The sequence below is a fragment of the Pseudomonas sp. NPDC087346 genome (genome assembly GCF_044744235.1).
GTDB lineage: Bacteria > Pseudomonadota > Gammaproteobacteria > Pseudomonadales > Pseudomonadaceae > Aquipseudomonas.
In genome coordinates, this window is record NZ_JBIUXX010000142.1 from 1 (window position 1) to 3,657 (window position 3,657).

Annotated in this window: 5 protein-coding genes; 4 read left to right on the forward strand and 1 reads right to left on the reverse strand. The window is 57.1% G+C overall.

Annotated features, from left to right (window positions below):
* The 4 genes from ACIOZM_RS31435 to ACIOZM_RS31450 all read left to right on the forward strand — a co-directional run.
* The coding region (locus ACIOZM_RS31435) for a 50S ribosomal protein L27 (RefSeq protein ID WP_401187267.1) at positions 1–143 on the forward strand (143 nt) is incomplete at its 5' end.
* Positions 144–336: 193 nt separating this feature from the next.
* Positions 337–1,560, forward strand: a complete 1,224-nt coding sequence (gene cgtA / locus ACIOZM_RS31440; protein ID WP_401221506.1) for an Obg family GTPase CgtA — start codon at positions 337–339, stop codon at positions 1,558–1,560.
* Positions 1,561–1,683: 123 nt separating this feature from the next.
* On the forward strand, positions 1,684–2,802 hold the full coding sequence (gene proB / locus ACIOZM_RS31445) for a glutamate 5-kinase (protein ID WP_401221514.1): 1,119 nt from the start codon (positions 1,684–1,686) through the stop codon (positions 2,800–2,802).
* A gap of 11 nt (positions 2,803–2,813) precedes the next feature.
* Positions 2,814–3,281, forward strand: a complete 468-nt coding sequence (locus tag ACIOZM_RS31450; protein WP_401221509.1) for a CreA family protein — start codon at positions 2,814–2,816, stop codon at positions 3,279–3,281.
* 181 nt (positions 3,282–3,462) lie between these two features.
* On the opposite strand, the gene rpsT is transcribed toward ACIOZM_RS31450, so the two are convergent.
* Positions 3,463–3,657, reverse strand: a 195-nt coding sequence (gene rpsT, locus ACIOZM_RS31455) for a 30S ribosomal protein S20 (RefSeq protein ID WP_401221512.1), incomplete at its 5' end; no start/stop codon positions are given.

A 3,657-nucleotide genomic window follows, 5' to 3' on the forward strand; every position in this document is an offset into this window, starting at 1 on the left:
GTCAGCGCGGCACCCAATTCCACGCCGGTTACGGTGTTGGCATGGGTAAAGATCACACCCTCTTCGCTAAAATCGAAGGCGTGATCAAGTTTGAAGTAAAAGGCGCGTTCAACCGCCGTTACGTGAGCGTTGTCGCAGCTTAATTGCGCAATCGCTGGAAAAGCCCTGTCTCGCGACGGGGCTTTTTCGTTTGTGGGGTGAGTCTCTTGCAAAACTGTTTGTATGGGCTGTCGGCGTGCGATGCAGGTCGTGTTTTGGGGTCGCTGCGCTCATTTTTGCAAGAGTCTTATGTCTTGATTGTTTTTCGGCTCGTCCGTATGGCGAGAGGCGTTGGTTATGAAGTTTGTTGATGAAGTATCGATTCGCGTAAAGGCTGGTGATGGCGGTAATGGCGCCATGAGTTTCCGTCGGGAAAAATTCATCGAGAACGGTGGCCCGAACGGTGGTGATGGCGGTGATGGCGGTTCCATCTACATGATGGCCGACGAAAACCTCAACACCCTGGTCGACTACCGTTACACCCGGCACTTCGATGCCGAGCGTGGCTCCAACGGCGGCAGCACCGACTGCACCGGCAAGAAGGGTGAAGACCTGATCCTGCGGGTTCCGGTCGGCACCACCGTGATCGACTCCGCTACCCAGGAAGTCATCGGCGACCTGACCAAGGCTGGTCAGAAGTTGATGGTTGTACAGGGCGGCTGGCACGGTCTGGGCAACACCCGTTTCAAATCCAGTACCAACCGTGCGCCGCGTCAGACTACTCCGGGCAAGCCGGGTGAGCAGCGCGACCTGAAACTGGAAATGAAAGTGCTGGCTGACGTTGGTCTGCTGGGCTTGCCGAACGCCGGTAAAAGTACCTTTATCCGTTCGGTGTCGGCTGCCAAGCCGAAAGTTGCCGACTACCCGTTCACCACGCTGGTGCCGAACCTTGGTGTGGTCAGCGTCGATCGCTGGAAGAGCTTCGTCATTGCCGACATTCCGGGCTTGATCGAAGGCGCTTCCGACGGTGCCGGTCTGGGTATTCGCTTCCTCAAGCACTTGGCGCGTACGCGTCTGCTGCTGCACCTCGTCGACATGGCGCCGCTGGATGACACCAGTGCTCCGGATGCCGCTGAAGTGATCGTCAACGAGCTGATCAAGTTCAGCCCGTCCCTGGCTGAGCGTGATCGCTGGCTGGTGCTGAACAAGTGCGACCAGATCCTTGAAGAAGAGCACGATGCTCGCGTCAAGGAAATCGTTGATCGCCTGGAATGGACCGGTCCGGTTTACGTGATCTCGGCTATTTCCAAGCTCGGTACCGAGCGTCTGTGCCACGACATCATGCGCTACATGGAAGATCGTCTTGATCGCCTGGCCAATGATCCGGCGTACAAGGAAGAGCTGGCCGATCTCGATCAGCGCATCGAAGACGAAGCTCGTGCGCAATTGCAGGCGCTGGACGACAAGCGTGCCCTGCGTCGCAGCGGCGTGAAGTCGGTCCATGACATCGGCGACGATGATTGGGACGAAGAAGATGTAGATGATGAAGACGGTCCGGAAATCATTTACGTGCGTGACTGATCTGTTGCGATAAACTAAAACGCCGCTCAATCGAGCGGCGTTTTAGTATCTGGAAATCGTTAATCAAGAATAACGTTACGGGCAGCGCTGGGTCGCGCTGCCCTCAAGCTAAGGTTGAAGATGATGCGGAGCAAGGTGACAGGTGCGCAGCGTTGGGTCGTGAAGATCGGCAGCGCGTTGCTGACGGCTGACGGCAAAGGGCTTGATCGCAAGGCAATGGGTGTCTGGGTTGAGCAGATGGTGGCCTTGCATGAGGCTGGCGTCGAGTTGGTGCTGGTGTCCTCCGGGGCAGTGGCCGCCGGCATGAGTCGCTTGGGCTGGACCGCACGACCCAGTGCGATGCATGAGCTCCAGGCGGCCGCTGCTATCGGTCAGATGGGTCTGGTGCAGGCTTGGGAATCAAGCTTCGCCGAGCACGGCCGGCACACGGCGCAGATTCTCCTGACTCATGACGACCTGTCCGACCGCAAGCGCTACCTGAACGCCCGCAGCACCTTACGTGCGCTGGTCGAGCTGAAAGTCATCCCGGTCATCAATGAAAATGACACCGTGGTCACTGACGAAATCCGTTTTGGTGATAACGACACGCTGGCGGCGCTGGTGGCCAACCTGGTAGAGGCGGATCTGCTGGTGATCCTTACGGATCGGGATGGCATGTTCGACGCTGATCCGCGCAACAATCCCGATGCGCAGCTGATTTACGAAGCGCGCGCCGATGATCCGGCGCTGGATGCGGTGGCGGGCGGTACCGGTGGAGCGTTGGGTCGTGGCGGCATGCAGACCAAATTGCGTGCGGCGCGTCTGGCGGCTCGTTCCGGTGCGCACACCATCATTGTTGGTGGGCGTCTGGAGCGCGTATTGGATCGCCTCAAGGCTGGCGAGCGCATTGGTACGTTGCTGTCGCCTGAGCGAGGCTTGCTCGCGGCGCGCAAGCAGTGGCTGGCCGGACATCTGCAAACCCGTGGCACACTGGTGCTGGATGATGGCGCGGTTTCGGCGCTGTCCCAAGGCAACAAAAGTCTGCTGCCGGTGGGTGTGAAGCTGGTGCAAGGCAGCTTCCGTCGCGGCGAAATGGTGGTTTGCGTGGCGCCGGATGGTCGTGAAATTGCCCGCGGTTTGGCGAATTACAGTGCGCTTGAGGCACAGAAGATTATCGGTCAGTCGTCGGATGCAATTGTCGGCTTGCTGGGTTACATGGCTGAGCCGGAACTGGTTCACCGTGACAATCTGATTCTGGTGTAAGGATAAATTCGATGCGTGTAGCAAAAGGATTGTTGGGGCTGTTGATGGCAATGCCATTACTGGTCTCGGCCGAAGAAATCGGTCAGGTGTCGACGGTGTTCAAGTTTGTCGGGCCGAATGACCGGATCGTGGTCGAGGCCTTTGATGATCCGAAGGTCGAGGGCGTGACTTGCTATCTGTCGCGCGCCAAGACTGGCGGTGTGAAGGGCGGTTTGGGTTTGGCTGAAGATCGAGCTGAAGCCTCTATCGCTTGCCGTCAGGTGGGTCCGATCAACTTCAAGGGCGAGTTGAAGGATGGCGATGAGGTGTTCAAGGAGCGCACGTCGCTGGTTTTCAAGACCATGCAGGTGGTGCGTTTCCTCGACAAGAAGCGCAATACGCTGGTGTATCTGGTCTATAGCGATCGTTTGATCGAAGGTAGTCCGCAGAATGCGGTGACGGCGATCCCGATCCTGCCGTGGGCCCCGGTCCAGCAATAACAGCGTAAAACCAATGTAGGAGTGAGCCTGCTCGCGATAAGGGTGTAACAGTCAATATTGATGTCGACTGATACTCCGCTATCGCGAGCAGGCTCACTCCTACATTTTTTTGCGCTGGATTCGTCAAATCGCAGGCAATAAAAAACCGACCCTAAGGTCGGTTTTTTAATGACTACGTCGATTAAGCAGCAGTTTTCAGTGCTTTGACGTGGCCATTCAGGCGGCTCTTATGGCGAGCAGCCTTGTTCTTGTGGATGATGCCTTTATCGGCCATGCGGTCGATAACTGGCACGGCCAGAACGTATGCAGCTTGAGCTTTTTCAGCGTCTTTTGCGTCGATGTCCTTAACTACATTCTTGATGTAGGTACGAACCAT

Bases quoted from the DNA above. Each gene is read 5' to 3' on its own strand.
- proB (WP_401221514.1), top strand. From the start codon at position 1,684: ATGCGGAGCAAGGTGACAGGTGCGCAGCGTTGGGTCGTGAAGATCGGC.
- ACIOZM_RS31450 (WP_401221509.1), top strand. From the start codon at position 2,814: ATGCGTGTAGCAAAAGGATTGTTGGGGCTGTTGATGGCAATGCCATTA.
- cgtA (WP_401221506.1), top strand. From the start codon at position 337: ATGAAGTTTGTTGATGAAGTATCGATTCGCGTAAAGGCTGGTGATGGC.